Here is a 14,837-nt window from a genome sequence, read left to right on the forward strand (position 1 = left end):
GTATTCGATCATGCGGCCGGCCTCGCCGATGCAATGCAGGCCGGTGGTGCAGGCGGTCACGATCGCGAGGTTCGGCCCCTGGAAGCCGAATTTGATCGAGACGTGGCCGGAGATCATGTTGATGATCGATGCCGGCACGAAGAACGGCGACACACGGCGCGGGCCGCGGGCCACCAGTTCGGCGTGGGTTTCCTCGATCATCGGCAGGCCGCCGATGCCCGAGCCCACGAGCACGCCGATGCGCTCGGCCTGCTCTTCCGTCAACTGATCGCCGGTGGGCAGGCCCGCATCCTTCACCGCCTGGGCCGCCGCGGCGAACCCATAGTGGATGAAGGTGTCCATCGTCCTCGCCTCCTTGGAGTTGAGGTACTCACTGACGTCGAAGCCCTTCACCTCGCCGGCGAACTGGCAGGCGAAGTTGGTGGCATCGAAACGGGTGATGCGGTCAATGCCGGTCTTGCCGGCCAGGATGTTGGCCCAGCCCTCAGTGACCGTGTTGCCCACGGGACTGATCAGGCCGAGACCGGTGACGACGACGCGACGACGGCTCATGCGATGCGGGGATCGGTTGACGACTAATACAGCCTAAGGAGCGACGTCGCTCAGGCCTTCTGGTGCTTGACGGCGTAGTCGATCGCCAGCTGCACGGTGGTGATCTTCTCGGCCTCTTCGTCCGGGATCTCGATGCCGAACTCGTCTTCGAGGGCCATCACCAGTTCCACGGTGTCGAGGGAATCGGCGCCCAGGTCAGCCACGAAGGCCTTCTCGTTGGACACGTCGGCTTCGGGCACGCCCAGCTGCTCGGCGATGATTTTCTTGACACGGGTTTCGATATCGCTCATGACTCCTCCAGGAGTGGATTACAAAGAACAGCCCGGGATTCTAAAGGCTTCCCCTTTCGGGGCGAGCCTTGCACCGGCCGGGCAGGTCCGGTGGGCGGTCGCGAGAGTAGCGGCCGCCTCAGTTCATGTACATGCCGCCGTTGACGTGCAGCTCGGTGCCGGTGATGTAGCCGGCCTGGGCGCTGGCCAGGAAGGCCACGGCGTCGGCGATCTCCCTGGGCTCGCCCAGGCGGCCCAGCGGGATCGAGGCCAGCAGCGCAGCCTTCTGGGCCTCGGGCAGCACCTCAGTCATGTCGGTGGCGATGAAGCCGGGCGCGATGCAGTTGACGGTGATGCCGCGGCTGCCCAGCTCGCGCGCCAGCGAGCGCGTCATGCCCGCCACGCCGGCCTTGGCCGCCGCATAGTTGGCCTGGCCCGCGTTGCCGGACGCACCCACCACCGAGGTGATGTTGACGATGCGGCCATAGCGCTGCTTCATCATCGTGCGCATCACGGCGCGGCTCATGCGGAAGACGGCCTTCAGATTGGTGTCCACCACGGCATCCCACTCGTCGTCCTTCATCCGCATGGACAGGTTGTCGCGGGTGATGCCGGCGTTGTTGACCAGCACCTGCAGACCGCCGTCGGCCTTCACGATGGCGTCGATGGCGGCTTCGGCCGCCGCCTGGTCATTGACGTTCAGCGCGATGCCGCGGCCGCCGAAGGACCCCAGCACCTCGTTGATGGCGGCGGCGCCGGACTCGGTCGTCGCGGTGCCGATGACGGTGAAGCCCTTCTCGGCCAGCGACAGCGCGATCGCGCGGCCGATGCCGCGGCTGGCGCCGGTGACCAGGGCGACTTGCTTGGTATCAGTCATGGTGTGTGGAACTAACTCGTTATGCCTGCAGCAGGGCCTTGGCCTCGGCCAGCGAGGCCGGGTCCAGCACCGTGGTGCTGCTCAGTTCACCGTCGATGCGCTTGGCCATGCCGGCCAGCACCTTGCCGGGACCACATTCGATGATGTGCGTGAGCCCGCGCGCCTTCAGCGCCTGGATCACCTCGACCCAGCGCACCGGCCCGAAGGCCTGCCGGTACAGCGCATCGCGCAGCGCGTCGGCGTTATCGGTGATGGCCACGTCGATGTTGTTGACGACCGGGAAGGCCTGGGCGCCGAAGTTCACCGAGGCCAGGCGCTCGCGCAGGCGTTCTGCAGCCGGCTTCATCAGGCTCGAATGGAAAGGCGCAGACACCGACAGCGGCAGCGCACGCTTGGCGCCGGCTTCCTTCAGCGCGGCGGCGGCGGCTTCGGCGCCAGCCTTGCTGCCGGCGATCACGGTCTGCTTCGGGTCATTGAAGTTGACGGCCTCGACGACCTCGCCCGTATCGGCCGCAACCTTCTTGCACACCTCGCGCACGGCCTCGCCGTCCAGGCCCAGGATCGCGTACATCGCGCCAGCGCCGACCGGCACCGCTTCCTGCATCGCCTGGGCGCGCAGGCGCACCAGCGGCAGCGCGTCAGCCAGGCTCAGCGCACCGGAGGCGACCAGCGCCGTGTACTCGCCCAGCGAATGGCCGGCGGCGGCCACGGGCACCAGGCCGGTCTCGGCGATCCAGGCGCGGTAGCAGGCGATGCCGGCAGTCAGCATCACCGGCTGGGTGTTGGTGGTCAGGTCCAGTTGTTCCTTCGGGCCCGTCTTGATCAGGGCGCCGATGTCCTCGCCCAGCGCGGCCGAAGCTTCGGCCAGCGTGGCCGCCACGGCGGGATGGTCGCCCCAGGCGTCCAGCATGCCGACGGACTGCGAACCCTGGCCCGGGAACACGAATGCAAAGCTTGCGCTCATAGCTTTCTCAAATACCGATTCGTTGAATAACTCAGAGGTCGAGCAGCACCGCACCCCAGGTGAAGCCGCCACCGACGCCTTCCAGCATCACCGTGTCGCCCGGCTTGATGCGGCCGTCGCGCACCGCCACGTCCAGCGCCAGCGGGATCGAGGCTGCCGACGTGTTGCCGTGCTCGTCGACGGTCGCGATCAGCTTGTCCAGCGACATCTTCAGCTTCTTGGCCGTGCCCTGCATGATGCGGATATTGGCCTGGTGCGGGATCAGCCAGTCGATGTCGGCCTCGCTGCGGCCGGCCTTCTCGAGCACCGAGCGGGCCACCTTCTCCAGCACGCTGACCGCCTGCTTGAACACGGCCTGGCCGTCCATCTTCAGGAAGGGATCGCCGAGCACCTTGCCGCCGGCCACGTTGCCGGGCACGCAGAGGATGTCCACATGGCGGCCGTCGGCATGCAGTTCGCTGGCGATGATGCCGGGCGTTTCGCTGGCGGCCAGCACGACGGCACCGGCGCCGTCGCCGAACAGCACGCAGGTCGTGCGGTCCTTGAAGTCGAGGATGCGCGAGAACACCTCGGCACCGACCACCAGCGCCTTGCTGGCGGCACCGGTCTTGATCATCGCGTCGGCCACCGTCAGCGCATAGACGAAGCCGGAGCAGACGGCCTGCACGTCGAAGGCCGCGCAGCCGTGGACGCCCAGCTTCTGCTGCAGCAGCGCGGCGGTGGACGGGAAGATCATGTCCGGCGTCGAGGTGGCGACGACGATCAGGTCGATCTCGCTGGCCGTGATGCCGGCAGCCGCCAGCGCGGCTTGCGCGGCCGGCAGGGCCAGGTCGCTGGACGTCACGTCGTCGGCAGCGAAATGGCGGAAGCGGATGCCGGTGCGCTCGACGATCCACTCGTCCGAGGTCTCGATATCGTCCTTGGCCAGGCGCGCCGCCAGGTCGGCATTGCTGACGCGTTGGGGAGGGAGGTAGCTGCCGGTCCCGACGATGCGGGCGTAGCGGGGGGAACTGTTGCTCATGCAGTCTGCTGGGCGACGTCTAACGCCCCGTTTCCATTGACCGATGCGTCGCCGGCGGGAGTGGCCGGCAGCGCCTGCAGCGTCTCGACGATGCGGTCATGGACACGATCGAGCAGCCGGTTGCGGGCCGCATCATAAGCTCTGTTCAAAGCCTGCTCGAAGGCGAAGGCATCGGCCGAACCGTGGCTCTTGAAGACCAGCCCGCGCAGGCCCAGCAGCGCCGCGCCATTGAAGCGGCGGTGGTCCATGCGCGCCTTGAAGCGCTTGAGCACCGGCAATGCGATGACTGCGGTCGCCTTCGTCAGCCAACTGCGGCCAAACTCTTCCTTGATCATCGCGCCGAGCATGGTCGCCACGCCCTCGGCCGTCTTCAGCGCGACGTTGCCGACGAAGCCGTCGCAGACGACCAGGTCCGTCGTGCCCTTGAAGATGTCATTGCCTTCCACATTGCCGTGGAAGTTCATGTGCCCGTCGGCCGCCGCCTGGCGCAGCAGCTCGCCGGCGCGCTTGATGGTCTCGCTGCCCTTGATCATCTCCTCGCCGATGTTCAGCAGGCCGACGCTGGGGTCTTCCTTGCCGTCGACGGCGGCGACCAGCGCGCTGCCCATCACGGCGAACTGCAGCAGGTGCTCGGCGGTGCAGTCCACGTTGGCACCCAGATCGAGCACCGTCGTGAAGCCGTTCTTCTGGTTCGGCAGGACGGTGGCGATGGCCGGGCGGTCGATGCCATCCACCGTCTTCAGCAGGTAGCGGGCCACGGCCATCAAGGCGCCGGTATTGCCGGCGGAGACGCAGGCATCGGCGGCCGGCGCGGCATCGGCAAGGCTCTTGAGCTGGCTGATCGCCACGCGCATCGACGACTGCTTCTTGCGCCGCAGCGCCACCTCGATCGGGTCGTCCATCGCGACGACTTCCGAGGCGGGGACCAGCGTGCAGCGATCCCACTGCGCCGCCGGCGCCAGCGCCTCGGGCAGGCCGACCAGCAGCAGCTGCGCGCGCGGATGCGCCGCCAGGAAGGCCCGGGCGGCCGGCAGCGTCACCGATGGCCCGTGATCGCCACCCATGCAGTCGACGGCAATGCGGATCACATCAGTGCGGGCTTCAACGGTCATCGTGCGAGGCCGGCGCGCAGGCCGGATAGAAGTTCGGAGCCGGCTTCGACTTTACGCGCGGCCCCGAGACAATTTGCAAAAACGCAAAAACCCGGCACTGCACCATGTACAGGCCGGGTGTTTGTCTAACGGTCAGATCGAGCGGCGCGCTGTCGGGTGACAGCACGCAACGCCAGGTCGATCAGGAAGCGTCAGCCTTGGTCTTCAAGACCTTGCGGCCACGGTAGAAACCGGTGGCGCTGATGTGGTGACGCAGATGCACTTCACCGGTGGTCGGCTCGATCGCGGTGCCCGGGGTGACCAGGGCGTTGTGCGAGCGGTGCATGCCACGCTTGGAAGGCGACTTCTTGTTTTGCTGAACGGCCATGAAATTCTCCTAAGGGTCCGGGCTAGAACATTCCCGGACGCCGCAATTGATGTGCACGAGCTTCATGCGCACCATGCGCCAGCCGCCTAATGCCCAAGCCTAGTGCCCAAGCATTGGCGCGCTACTTTGAGTCTCGAACCGGGGAAAGCCCGCGAGTGTAGCACACCCCCTGGTTTTTACGAAGTGCCGCCTGGCTCCTTTTTCAGGGCGGCCAGCTTGGCGAACGGGTTTGGCCGCTCATCGAAAGGCTCCTCTTCCTCGTCCGACTCGGCAGGCGCGGCCAGCGGCTCCGGGCATTCCTCGTGACGCGGCACCAGCGGCAGCCCCAGCAGCAGTTCGTCCTCGATCAGCTCGCGGGCGTCGAGGTGGCGGGGCAACGCGAGCACGTCGTCCTCGCTGTCGGCATCGAGGGTGGCTGCCTCGTCCTCCGTGCCGACGAAATGGAACCAGCGCGAGACCTCGACGCGTTCCGGCACCGGCTTCAGGCAGCGCTGGCAGGTCAGCTGAACCTCGGCGTCAGCCTCGACCTGCATCCACAACTGCGGCTCGGCGCGGCGCTGCTCCCGCAACTCACCCTTCAGCGACCAGTTGACCGCCGGCCAGCCGGTCGCCGGCTGCTCGGGCGCCGCCGCATCTGCCAGGCGCTCCAGGCTGGCGGCAGGCCAGGCGCCTGCGAGCTCGGCCTCGTCCTTGACGAAGTTCTCCACATCCAGCTTCTCGGGGACGAATACGCGCTTCTTCATGGGCCGAAGTGTAAGGGTGTCAGAATTCCGCGATGTCCATTTCCGACCGCCCGAACCTCGTCCTCGGCTCGACCTCGCGCTACCGCCGCGAACTGCTCGAGCGGCTGCGTCTGAGCTTCACTGTCGCCTCGCCGGAGGTCGACGAGACACCACAGCCCGGCGAGACGCCGGCAGCCCTGGCCGTGCGCCTGGCGCTGGCCAAGGCACAGGCCGTGGCCGCGCGGTTCCCCGATGCCGTCGTGATCGGCTCGGACCAGGTGGCCGACCTGGACGGCACGCCGATCGGCAAGCCCGGCACGCACGAGCGCGCAGTCGACCAGTTGCGCGCGATGAGCGGACGGACCGTCGTGTTCCAGACCGCCGTCGCCGTCGTACGCGCCTCGACCGGCTTCGTGCAGCAGCAGCTGGCACCGGTCCGGGTGCGCTTCCGTCGGCTCGATGACGCTGAAATAGAAAGTTACCTGCACGCCGAGCAGCCCTACGACTGCGCCGGCAGCGCCAAGTCGGAGACGCTGGGCATCGCGCTGCTGGAAGCGATCGAATCGGACGACCCGACCGCCCTGGTCGGCCTGCCGCTGATCCGCACCAGCGCCATGCTGCGTGCCGCCGGCATCGATCCACTGCGGGCTCAGGCATGAGCCGCGGCCGTCTGCACCTGATCCCGAACACGCTGGACTTCGGCATCGAAGGCGCCGCCGGCGACCTGCGCGAGGTGCTGCCCCAGCAGGTGATCGAAACCGCCGCGCGCCTCACCTACTGGGCTGCCGAGAACGCCAAGACGACCCGGGCCTTCCTGAAGCGCGTGGATGCACTGCAGCCGCTGGCCAGGCCGGTCCAGGAGCAGGACATCAGGGAACTGCCGCGCGCACCGAAGGGCAAGGCGGACACCGACATGGCCGCCGCCTGGCAGGCCTTGCTGGCTCCGGCGCTGGCCGGCCATGACGTCGGGCTGATCTCGGAGGCCGGGCTGCCGGCCATCGCCGATCCCGGCGCGCAGCTGGTGGCAGCCGCCCATGCGGCCGGCGTCGAGGTGGTGCCGCACGCCGGCCCCAGCTCGCTTCTCATGGCCCTGGCGGCCAGCGGCCTGAACGGCCAGAGCTTCGCCTTCGTCGGCTACCTGCCGGTCGACGCAGCGGCGCGCACGGCGAGGATCCGCGAGTTGGAGGCGCTGTCGGCCCGCCAACAGCAGACGCAGCTGATGATCGAGACGCCCTATCGCAACGGCGCGCTGCTGCAGGCGCTGCTGGCAGCGCTGAAGCCACAGACCCGACTCTCGATCAGCTGCGGCCTGAGCGTGCCGCAGGGCTGGACCCGCAGCATGAGCGTGGCGCAGTGGAGGAAAAAAGAGAACGGCGCGAGCCTGCCGGACAAGATCCCGGCGGTGTTCGCGCTGCTGGCCTGAGCTGGAAGGGCTCGATCAGGTCGTCGAGGACGCCGGCACCTTGGCACCGAACAGCGCCGCCACCTTCTTCTTCGGCTTGATGTAGCTGGACAGACCCTTCGGGGCATTGACTTGCGCACCGTGGCTCTTGTCCCAGGCCGGGAGCTCGCCTTCGGTCTTGCTGGATTCGTAGGGCTTGTCGAAGAACGGATCGCGCGGAGCGGCCGGCGGGCGATAGGAAGGGCGCGGTGCGGCCACGCTTTCTGCCGGGCGCGGAGCCGACGGGGCATCGAATTCACGTCGCGGACGGCGCTCGCGGCGCTCCTGCTCGATCTCCATCGGCTCAAGCTCGATCTTGCGCTTGATCAGCTTCTCGATGTCGGCCACCAGGCGCGCATCCGATCGGGCGACCAGCGTGACGGCGATGCCCGAAGCGCCGGCCCGGCCGGTGCGGCCGATGCGGTGGACATAGTCCTCGGCGTTGAAGGGCACGTCATAGTTGAAGACCGCCGGCAGGTCGGCGATGTCCAGGCCGCGGGCGGCCACGTCGGTGGCGACCAGCAGGTCCACTTCCCCGCGCTTGAAGGCGTCCAGCGACTTCAGGCGTTCGTCCTGGGACTTGTCGCCGTGCAGCGCCGCGGTACGCAGGCCGTCGCGCTCGAAGGCACGGGCCAGGCGGGCGACGCCCAGCTTGGAGTTGCCGAACACGATCGCCTGGGTAATGCTGCGCTCGCGGATGATCTGCTTGATCGCGTTGCGCTTGTCCTCGTCCTCGACGCTGTAGAACAGCTGCTCGACGTTGGTGGCCGTGGCGTTCGGGCGCGCCACCTCGACGAAGACCGGGTCCTGCAGATAGCTCTGGGCCAGGCGCTTGATCTCGGGCGAGAAGGTGGCCGAGAACAACAGCGTCTGCCGGGCCTTGGGCAGGTAGGACAGGATGCGCTGCAGATCGGGCAGAAAGCCGATGTCCAGCATGCGGTCAGCCTCGTCGAGCACCACGTACTCGACCTGGTTCAGCACGCAGTTCTTCGCCTCGATGTGGTCCAGCAGGCGGCCCGGCGTGGCGATCAGCACTTCGACACCCGCCTTCAGCTGCAGCGTCTGCGGCTTCATGTCGATGCCGCCGAACACGCAGGCCACGCGCAGATTCGTGTGCTTGGCGTAGGCACGCACGTTGTTGGCGACCTGGTCTGCCAATTCACGGGTGGGTGCAATAACGACAGCCCTCACCGGATGCCGGGCGGGCGAGGCGCTGGCGTTCTCGTGCTTGAGCATGCGCTGCAGCAGCGGGATCGAGAAGGCGGCCGTCTTGCCCGTGCCGGTCTGCGCGGCACCCATCACGTCGCGCCCCTCCAGGACGATCGGAATCGCCTTGGCCTGGATCGGCGTCATCGTGGCGTAGCCGGAGTCGGAAACGGCGCGCAGCAGCTTGGCGTCGAGGGCCAGCGTGTCGAAGCGGGCCGGCGCCGCGGTGGGGGTCGAAGATTCGGTCATGGGGCGGGATTATCGCCCAGGCCCTGAATCACTCGTGTTTACCCGGACTTGCGAGCCTGCGGTGTGCCGCATCGCGGCTGCGTTTCAAGACCATCCAACGCGGCGTACGGAAGCGGACGATGCGCCAGTACAGACCGACATAGGAAAGGCCGAACAGCACCAGGAAGGCCAGCAGCGCCGGGGTGGAATCCCAGAACAGCACGGCAGGGATGAGCGAGGTGATGCACAGCATCCAGAGATATGGCGCGGTGAACGAGTTGCGACGCGTCAGTGTGCGCGCATCGCGTGCGCCCATCGCCCAGCGCATCAGGCGCCGGTAGATCAGCGAGTGGAGGTGGATGCCGTCGGGCAGTCCCGGCGGCGTGGCGCGGATGAAGCGGCGGCGGTAGATCGAGAACAGCGTCTCGAAGACCGGATAGATGCAGACCAGGAGCGCAAACAGCGGCGACACCTCCGGATGCCGCTTGACCAGCAGGATGCTGACTTCGGCCAGCAGGAAGCCGAGGAAGTAGGCGCCGCCGTCGCCGAGGAAGATCAGGCCGGCCGGGAAGTTCCAGACGAACAGGCCCAGCACTCCGCCGATGCCCGCGAGTGCCCAGAAGGCCAGTTCGGCATCACCCACCTGGTAGGCGACATAGCCGAGCGCCAGCAGCATCAGCGCCACGCACATCGAGGCCAGACCGTTGAAGCCGTCGATGATGTTGACCGCATTGGCCAGGCCGGCACCGGCGACGATGGTCATCACGAAGGAGATCGCCGGGAAGGCCAGCAGCCAGTCGAGGCCGACGATGTCGACATGGTCGATGCGGGCGTCGAGGACGAAGAAGGCGATGGCGGCAGCGATGGCGGTGGCGATCAGGCGCTCGCGAGGAGAGACCTTCTTGGTCAGGTCCTCGATAAGGCCGGAGCCGAAGGCGGGGAGGCTGCAGAGGAGAAGGAGGGGCAAGCCGAGATTCAACTCGCGCGGGCCCTTGAGCCAGGCGACCAAAGCGGTCGCTATCAGGCCCAGATAGATGCCGAGCCCGCCGATGCGGGGCACGGGGCGGGCGTGGAACTTCTGCGGGCCGGAGAAGTCGCCATCGGCCGAAAGATGGCCATGCCGGTGCGAGGATCGGATGACGATCAGGCTGACCAGCAGAGAGACAAAGAAGGACAACATCAGGGCGAGCATCGCGCGAGTGTACCTAGTGCCCATACGCGCCAAGGTCACCGCGGCGTGCGGCGCTGCAAGCACGAATCGACTTCCGCCATGGTCGTCACGGCGCAGACCATAGAATGCGCGCACTGTCGAATCCGGTGGCTTCCATGCCGCCCGCTCCTGCAACTTCATGAACGACATCTTCGATGCTGGCACGGCCAGCAACCTGGGGGCGCCCGCGCCAAGCGTCCTCTTGCGGACGCGTAGGTTTGCCGCCGCAACTACCGCGCTGGTACTGAGTCTGGGCATCGGTGCGTCGCAGGCTGCCGAGCCGGACGATACCCAAAGCGTCAGCCCGATGCGCCTGCTCGCTCCGGTGCAAGGCACCATGGGCGACCGTACGCGCAATGCGGATGAGGAACGCCAGCAGACCGATACAAGGCGCCCTCAACAGCGCCCAACCCCATATCAGCCGGGCGAGTTCGAGCTCTATGTCAACAAGCAGTTGGGGCTGGATATCACGGACTACGTGGGCCCTCAGCGCGCGCCCTTGGCCGGAGCCGCGGACACCCGCCCGCCACTGCTCGTGCGGCGCCTCGGCGCCGACCTGATGCTGGACGGCGGCAGCACCAGCAACAACAGCGAACCACCCCGCGCCGTCGGCGAAGACTACGTCCTGGGCATCGGCGATGAGGTGCAGGTCACGATCTGGGGCTCGATCGACGCAGATCTTCGCCTGGTGGTCGACCGCGTCGGGCGCATCAACATCCCTCGCATCGGCCCCATCATGGTGGCAGGCATGAGCTACGGCCAGCTCAACGACGCGGTGCGCGCACGCGTCGGCCAAGTGTTCAAGAACTTCCAGGTCAGCACGGCTCTTGGTCGCCTGCGCAGCTTCCGTATCTACGTTACAGGCTTCACGCCACGGCCTGGTCCCTACACGGTGAGCAGCCTGTCGACGATCGTCAACGGCCTGATGCAGGCCGGCGGCCCCTCCGCGGCCGGCAGCTTCCGCCAGATCGAACTGCGCCGCGGCGGCAAGACGGTCTCGCGCTTCGACATTTATGACCTCCTGCTGCGCGGCGAGAAGGCTGCCGACCTGCCGCTGCAGGCCGAAGACGTGATCTATATCGGGCCTGTAGGCCCCCAGGCAGCCGTGTTGGGCAGCGTCAACAAGGCCAGTATCGTGGAGCTCAAGCCAGGTGAAACCGTCGCAGATGTGCTGGCGATGGCTGGCGGCTTCAGTGCCGTCGCGGACCGCAGTCGTGTTGCCGTCGAGCGCCTCAGCGACCGCAACGACCGGCGCATCGTTCAACTGGATCTGCCGAAGCAGACGCAGGCACCTGTCGAAAACGGCGACGTCCTACGCGCATTCAGCGCCGTCGACGCCACGCTGGCGCAGGATCGCCAGTTCAAGCGCGTGCGCGTCGAAGGTGAGGTCCTGCGGCCAGGCGATTACCTGCTCGCGCCTACCAGCACATTGCAGGACGCGCTCCAGGCTGCTGGCGGCTTGACGCCCCAGGCGTACGTCTTCGGCACCGACTTCTCGCGGGAAAGCGTGCGCAAGCAGCAGCAGGAAAACTATGATCGTGCGCTGCGCGATCTGGAGACTGACTTCACGCGGCAGACCTCGACGCAGCGGGCACTGACAGCCGACGAAGCCTCGGCGCAGACGCAACGCGCCGCAGGCACATCCCGTCTGATCGAGCGACTGCGCAGCGTGCGCCCGACCGGCCGCGTCGTGTTGCAGCTTGACCCACGTGGCAGCGACCTGCCCCGCCTGGTGGTCGAGGACGGCGACCGGGTCAGCATCCCGGGACGCCCGACGACGGTCGGCGTCTTCGGCAGCGTCTTCAATGCCGGCAGCTACCTCCTGCCACCGGGCGGTACCCTGAATGACGTGATGAAGCAGGCCGGGGGGACCAAGCGCGGCGCCGATACGGACAGCATCTTCGTCGTGCGTGCCAACGGCAGCGTGGTGAGCGCCCGCCAATCCAACAGCGGCTGGCTTGGTGTGGGTTCCGGCATCGAACATCTCTCCGCGCTACCCGGCGATACGATTTTCGTTCCGGAGGAACTGGACAAGACCACGTTCGTACAGTCCGCACAGCAGTGGACGCAGATCCTTTATCAGTTCGGCCTGGGCGCTGCTGCGCTGCAGACGCTGAAGAATTGATCTCGCCGCCAGCGACCACTCGATCATGCAAATTTCAGACAATCGCTTGACGGAACACGGCCTCGATTCCCGGAACGAAGACGACATCGACATACTCGACCTCGCCACCGCACTGGCGAAGCGTTGGCGGGTGCTGGTCATCGCTCCGCTGGTCGTGGGCGTGGTGACCTTGGGCATCAGCTTCCTGCTGACGCCGACCTATACCGCCAGGACGGTGTTCCTGCCCCCGCAACAGCAACAGTCTTCGGCCGTGTCCGCCATTGCTTCCCTCGGCGCCCTGGCTGGACTGGCCGGAGGCAGCGTCAAGACGCCTGGTGATCAGTACGTCGCGTTGATGCAAAGCGCCAACATCAAGGATCGAATCATCGATCGCTTCAAGCTGATGGAGGTCTACGAAGTCAAGTATCGCTTCCTCGCCCAACGGGAACTCGAGAGCAACGTTCGCATCACACTCGGCAAGAAGGACGGGCTGATCACACTGGAGGCTGACGCCTCCAACCCGGACGTCGCTGCCGCGATGGCCAATCAGTACGTGGAGGAATTGCGTCGCCTCACCGCCACCCTTGCGCTGACCGAAGCGCAGCAGCGGCGAGTCTTCTTCGAGAACGAGGTCAAGCGCACGAAACTCAATTTGGCCGAGGCCCAGCAGGCATTGCAGGCCAGCGGCTTCAACAGCAACGCGCTGAAAACCGAGCCCAAGGCCGCAGCCGAGGGCTTTGCCCGGCTGAAAGCAGAAGCGACTACCGCCGAGGTCAAGTTGCAGACGATGCGACGTTCGCTGGCCGACGGCGCCCCGGAAGTTCAGCAACAGACGGCCCTGCTCGCGGCGCTGAAGTCCCAATTGGAACGAATGGAGCGAACGACCACGGAGCCCAAGGAAGACGCCGACTACATCGGCCGCTACAGAGAATTCAAGTACCAGGAGGCCTTGTACGAGCTGTTCTCCAAGCAGTACGAAGCCGCCCGCCTGGATGAAAGTCGCGAAGGTGGGCCATTGCAGGTGGTCGACGTGGCAACGCCCCCCGAGCGCAAGACCAAGCCCAAGCGCGCAGCCCTGGCGATCGCCGCCGCCGCCGGCACCGGCGTCGCCCTTGCTCTCTACTTCCTGTGCCAACTCCTGTGGAGCCGCGCGCAGGGCGACCCAGCTCGCGCGAGCAAGATCGAACGCCTCCGCAAGGCCTGGTAGCTGATCGACACGCCAAGCGGCACCCGCTGTTAGCCGGGAGCCGGCAACGACGAGGAGGGGCGCTCAGCAGGCCTCGGGTATAGTCCACCCGTTCAATCGTTGAACGGACAATGTGAACAACATGGACTCGCCCAGCGACCTTGACTACGAATTGCTGCAGAAAATTGCAGAACAGCGCCCGGCAAGCCAACGAGCGCTTGCAAACCAGCTCGGTGTCAGCGTCGGAAAGATCAACTACTGCCTGCGAGCAGTCATAGATCGCGGCTGGGTCAAGGTGAACAACTTTCGGCGCGCCGACAACAAACTTGCCTACAGCTATCTGCTGACGCCCAGTGGCGCCGCGGCCAAGTTGCGATTGGCAAGGGCGTTCCTGGAACGCAAAGAACGGGAGTTCGAACTGCTGCAGGGTGAAATCGCCAACCTGCGTCAAGAACTCGCCAATGACAAGTCGAACTCATGAATAGAGATTCCAAGATCTTCGTGACGGGTCACCGCGGCATGGTCGGCAGCGCGATCGTTCGTCGCCTGCAGCAGGCCGGCTATACCAACATCCTCACGCGCAGCCGCAGCGAACTTGATCTCACGAACCAGCATGCAGTTCGGGAGTTTCTGGGGCGCGAGCGGCCTGACTACATCTTCATTGCCGCGGCCAAGGTCGGCGGCATACAGGCGAACAATCTCTATCGCGCGGACTTCCTTTATCAGAACCTAATGATCGAGGGCAATCTGATCAATGGCGCCCATCTGGCCGGCGTTCAACGGCTGATGTTCCTCGGATCGAGCTGCATCTACCCACGCGACTGCAGTCAGCCCATCCAGGAAGACAGCCTCCTGACCGGCCCGCTCGAACCCACGAATGAGCCGTACGCCATTGCAAAGATTGCCGGCATCAAGCTCGCCGAAAGCTACAACCGCCAGTTTGGCAGGGAATACGTCAGCGTCATGCCGACCAATCTCTACGGCCCAAACGACAACTACGACCTGGCCAATAGCCATGTCCTGCCGGCGCTGATGCGCAAGGCTCATGAAGCAAAGCAGGGTGGCCAACAGGAACTTGTGGTTTGGGGCAGCGGCTCACCACGACGGGAGTTTCTCTACGTCGAGGATCTCGCTGATGCCTGCGTGTTCCTGATGGAGCGCGGCTATGGTGGCCCCCTGCTGAACATCGGCACTGGCAGCGATGTCACCATCCGAGAACTGGCCGAGCAGATCATGCATATCGTGGGCTTCTCCGGCCGCATCGTCTTCGATGCAAGCAAGCCTGACGGGACGCCGCGCAAGCTGCTCGACGTCAGCCGCCTGGCCAGGCTGGGGTGGAAGGCCGCCACACCACTCGCGGAAGGCATTCGCAAGACCTACGCCACCGCATCCTTCCTCAATTGACTCTTGGGCGACTACTGCGTCCAGCCCGCAACCTGCACACCACCTATGTCCAATCGCAAAGTCGCGCTGATCACCGGCGTCACCGGTCAGGACGGCGCCTACCTCGCCGAACTGCTGCTCAACAAGGGTTACGAGGTCCATGGCATCAAGCGCCGCTCGTCCCTGTTCAATACC

Annotated in this window: 17 protein-coding genes; 7 read left to right on the forward strand and 10 right to left on the reverse strand. The window is 66.1% G+C overall.

The features are described from left to right. The 8 genes from B0W88_RS22035 to B0W88_RS22070 all read right to left on the reverse strand — a co-directional run. Positions 1–552 (reverse strand): beta-ketoacyl synthase N-terminal-like domain-containing protein (locus B0W88_RS22035; protein WP_304442595.1); only part of this gene is annotated, 552 nt, incomplete at its 3' end. Positions 553–602: 50 nt separating this feature from the next. Beyond that, positions 603–842: an acyl carrier protein gene (gene acpP, locus B0W88_RS22040; protein WP_077036781.1), complete on the reverse strand. Its 240-nt coding sequence runs from the start codon at positions 840–842 to the stop codon at positions 603–605. A gap of 118 nt (positions 843–960) precedes the next feature. Further along, positions 961–1,698, reverse strand: coding sequence for a 3-oxoacyl-ACP reductase FabG (gene fabG / locus B0W88_RS22045; protein ID WP_077036782.1), 738 nt, complete (start codon positions 1,696–1,698; stop codon positions 961–963). Positions 1,699–1,717: 19 nt separating this feature from the next. Further along, positions 1,718–2,662, reverse strand: a complete 945-nt coding sequence (gene fabD, locus B0W88_RS22050) for an ACP S-malonyltransferase (protein ID WP_077036783.1) — start codon at positions 2,660–2,662, stop codon at positions 1,718–1,720. A 31-nt stretch (positions 2,663–2,693) separates the two neighbouring features. Continuing rightward, on the reverse strand, positions 2,694–3,683 hold the full coding sequence (locus B0W88_RS22055) for a beta-ketoacyl-ACP synthase III (protein ID WP_077036784.1): 990 nt from the start codon (positions 3,681–3,683) through the stop codon (positions 2,694–2,696). Next, on the reverse strand, positions 3,680–4,795 hold the full coding sequence (gene plsX, locus B0W88_RS22060) for a phosphate acyltransferase PlsX (protein ID WP_077036785.1): 1,116 nt from the start codon (positions 4,793–4,795) through the stop codon (positions 3,680–3,682). The genes B0W88_RS22055 and plsX overlap by 4 nt, the downstream gene beginning before the upstream one ends. Before the next feature lie 181 nt (positions 4,796–4,976). After that, positions 4,977–5,162 (reverse strand): 50S ribosomal protein L32, encoded by a 186-nt coding sequence (gene rpmF, locus B0W88_RS22065; protein ID WP_077036786.1) that lies wholly within the window; start codon positions 5,160–5,162, stop codon positions 4,977–4,979. A gap of 176 nt (positions 5,163–5,338) precedes the next feature. Next, positions 5,339–5,905, reverse strand: a complete 567-nt coding sequence (locus B0W88_RS22070; protein ID WP_077036787.1) for a DUF177 domain-containing protein — start codon at positions 5,903–5,905, stop codon at positions 5,339–5,341. A gap of 32 nt (positions 5,906–5,937) precedes the next feature. Here B0W88_RS22070 and B0W88_RS22075 point away from each other — a divergent pair, with 32 nt between their 5' ends. Next, positions 5,938–6,543, forward strand: a complete 606-nt coding sequence (locus B0W88_RS22075) for a Maf family nucleotide pyrophosphatase (protein WP_077036788.1) — start codon at positions 5,938–5,940, stop codon at positions 6,541–6,543. Beyond that, positions 6,540–7,307 carry an SAM-dependent methyltransferase gene (locus tag B0W88_RS22080; RefSeq protein WP_077036789.1) on the forward strand — a complete coding sequence of 256 codons (768 nt, stop codon included), beginning with the start codon at positions 6,540–6,542 and terminating at the stop codon, positions 7,305–7,307. The genes B0W88_RS22075 and B0W88_RS22080 overlap by 4 nt, the downstream gene beginning before the upstream one ends. Before the next feature lie 15 nt (positions 7,308–7,322). Here B0W88_RS22080 and B0W88_RS22085 read toward each other — a convergent pair whose 3' ends face one another. Both B0W88_RS22085 and B0W88_RS22090 read right to left on the reverse strand, forming a co-directional pair. Next, the gene (locus tag B0W88_RS22085; protein WP_077036790.1) at positions 7,323–8,780 is read right to left on the reverse strand and encodes a DEAD/DEAH box helicase; all 1,458 of its coding nucleotides are present in this window, start codon (positions 8,778–8,780) and stop codon (positions 7,323–7,325) included. Between the two features lie 28 nt (positions 8,781–8,808). After that, positions 8,809–9,951, reverse strand: a complete 1,143-nt coding sequence (locus tag B0W88_RS22090) for a glycosyltransferase (protein WP_077036791.1) — start codon at positions 9,949–9,951, stop codon at positions 8,809–8,811. A 157-nt stretch (positions 9,952–10,108) separates the two neighbouring features. Between B0W88_RS22090 and B0W88_RS22095 the strand changes: the two genes are divergently transcribed. From B0W88_RS22095 to B0W88_RS22115, 5 genes are all read left to right on the forward strand, one after another. Further along, the gene (locus tag B0W88_RS22095; RefSeq protein ID WP_083748974.1) at positions 10,109–12,094 is read left to right on the forward strand and encodes an SLBB domain-containing protein; all 1,986 of its coding nucleotides are present in this window, start codon (positions 10,109–10,111) and stop codon (positions 12,092–12,094) included. A gap of 25 nt (positions 12,095–12,119) precedes the next feature. Next, entirely contained in the window at positions 12,120–13,280 is a 1,161-nt protein-coding gene (locus B0W88_RS22100) for a Wzz/FepE/Etk N-terminal domain-containing protein (RefSeq protein ID WP_077036792.1), read from the forward strand. Between the two features lie 121 nt (positions 13,281–13,401). Further along, the gene (locus B0W88_RS22105) at positions 13,402–13,740 is read left to right on the forward strand and encodes a MarR family EPS-associated transcriptional regulator (protein WP_077036793.1); all 339 of its coding nucleotides are present in this window, start codon (positions 13,402–13,404) and stop codon (positions 13,738–13,740) included. Further along, positions 13,737–14,663 carry a GDP-L-fucose synthase gene (locus B0W88_RS22110; protein WP_077036794.1) on the forward strand — a complete coding sequence of 309 codons (927 nt, stop codon included), beginning with the start codon at positions 13,737–13,739 and terminating at the stop codon, positions 14,661–14,663. Before B0W88_RS22105 ends, B0W88_RS22110 begins: the two co-directional genes overlap by 4 nt. 45 nt (positions 14,664–14,708) lie before the next feature. Beyond that, a partial coding sequence (locus tag B0W88_RS22115; protein WP_144006892.1) for a GDP-mannose 4,6-dehydratase occupies positions 14,709–14,837 on the forward strand: 129 nt, incomplete at its 3' end.

This window comes from Pelomonas sp. KK5, from assembly GCF_001984095.1.
GTDB lineage: Bacteria > Pseudomonadota > Gammaproteobacteria > Burkholderiales > Burkholderiaceae_C > KK5.

What these genes read in the sequence shown, in the direction of transcription:
- fabD (WP_077036783.1), bottom strand. Translation starts at nt 2,662, where the DNA reads ATGAGCGCAAGCTTTGCATTCGTGTTCCCGGGCCAGGGTTCGCAGTCC.
- B0W88_RS22070 (WP_077036787.1), bottom strand. Translation starts at nt 5,905, where the DNA reads ATGAAGAAGCGCGTATTCGTCCCCGAGAAGCTGGATGTGGAGAACTTC.
- B0W88_RS22080 (WP_077036789.1), top strand. Translation starts at nt 6,540, where the DNA reads ATGAGCCGCGGCCGTCTGCACCTGATCCCGAACACGCTGGACTTCGGC.
- fabG (WP_077036782.1), bottom strand. Translation starts at nt 1,698, where the DNA reads ATGACTGATACCAAGCAAGTCGCCCTGGTCACCGGCGCCAGCCGCGGC.
- B0W88_RS22110 (WP_077036794.1), top strand. Translation starts at nt 13,737, where the DNA reads ATGAATAGAGATTCCAAGATCTTCGTGACGGGTCACCGCGGCATGGTC.
- B0W88_RS22075 (WP_077036788.1), top strand. Translation starts at nt 5,938, where the DNA reads ATGTCCATTTCCGACCGCCCGAACCTCGTCCTCGGCTCGACCTCGCGC.
- B0W88_RS22105 (WP_077036793.1), top strand. Translation starts at nt 13,402, where the DNA reads ATGGACTCGCCCAGCGACCTTGACTACGAATTGCTGCAGAAAATTGCA.
- rpmF (WP_077036786.1), bottom strand. Translation starts at nt 5,162, where the DNA reads ATGGCCGTTCAGCAAAACAAGAAGTCGCCTTCCAAGCGTGGCATGCAC.
- plsX (WP_077036785.1), bottom strand. Translation starts at nt 4,795, where the DNA reads ATGACCGTTGAAGCCCGCACTGATGTGATCCGCATTGCCGTCGACTGC.
- B0W88_RS22100 (WP_077036792.1), top strand. Translation starts at nt 12,120, where the DNA reads ATGCAAATTTCAGACAATCGCTTGACGGAACACGGCCTCGATTCCCGG.
- B0W88_RS22085 (WP_077036790.1), bottom strand. Translation starts at nt 8,780, where the DNA reads ATGACCGAATCTTCGACCCCCACCGCGGCGCCGGCCCGCTTCGACACG.
- acpP (WP_077036781.1), bottom strand. Translation starts at nt 842, where the DNA reads ATGAGCGATATCGAAACCCGTGTCAAGAAAATCATCGCCGAGCAGCTG.
- B0W88_RS22090 (WP_077036791.1), bottom strand. Translation starts at nt 9,951, where the DNA reads ATGCTCGCCCTGATGTTGTCCTTCTTTGTCTCTCTGCTGGTCAGCCTG.
- B0W88_RS22055 (WP_077036784.1), bottom strand. Translation starts at nt 3,683, where the DNA reads ATGAGCAACAGTTCCCCCCGCTACGCCCGCATCGTCGGGACCGGCAGC.
- B0W88_RS22095 (WP_083748974.1), top strand. Translation starts at nt 10,109, where the DNA reads ATGAACGACATCTTCGATGCTGGCACGGCCAGCAACCTGGGGGCGCCC.